The sequence below is a fragment of the Mycobacterium sp. GA-1285 genome, from assembly GCF_001499905.1.
Classification (GTDB): Bacteria; Actinomycetota; Actinomycetes; order Mycobacteriales; family Mycobacteriaceae; genus Mycobacterium.
Map to the genome: position 1 here is coordinate 1 of NZ_LQIS01000050.1, position 731 is coordinate 731.

Here is a 731-nt window from a genome sequence, read left to right on the forward strand (position 1 = left end):
TTTGATGTGGCCGGTGTTGAGGTGTTGGTGCAGCGGTTGCAGCGGGTGTTGGTGGCGATGACGGTTGATCCGTTGCGGTTGGTGTCGTCGGTGGATCTGCTCGATGCCGGTGAGCACGCTTGGTTGGATCGGGTGGGTCATCGGGCGGTGTTGGAGCAGCCGGTGGGTGCTTCGGTGTCGATTCCGGAGTTGTTCGCGGTGCAGGTGGGGCGTGTTCCGGAGGCGGTGGCGGTCAGTTTTGAGGGTCGTTCGTTGACTTATCGCGAGTTGGATGAGGCCTCGAATCGGTTGGCGCACTTGCTGGTTGGTTATGGTGCGGGCCCTGGTGAGCGGGTGGCGCTGTTGGTGGAGCGCTCGGCTGAGGCGATCGTGGCGTTGTTGGCGGTGCTCAAGACCGGGGCGGCGTATTTGGCGGTGGATCCGGCTCATCCTGATACGCGGTTGCAGTTCATGGTTGCTGATGCCGCGCCGGTGGTGGTGGTGTGTTCGGCGGGGTTGCGTTCACGCCTGGATGGGTTGGATGTGGCGGTTGTCGATGTTGCTGATCGGCGGACCGGTTCTGCGCCTGCTACGGCGTTGCCCGCGCCGGCTGGCGCAGATATCGCTTATCTGATTTACACCTCGGGCACCACCGGTGTGCCCAAGGGCGTGGCGGTTGCCCACCGCAACGTGATACGGCTGTTGGAGGTTCTCGACGCGGGCATGGCCTTGGCCGGTCAAGTGTGGTCGCA

The 731-nt window shown here is 63.6% G+C and carries 1 protein-coding gene; it reads left to right on the top strand.

Annotated features, from left to right (window positions below):
- Positions 1–731: AMP-binding protein (locus tag AU193_RS18680; RefSeq protein ID WP_156425287.1), on the top strand; the 731-nt coding region annotated here is incomplete at both ends.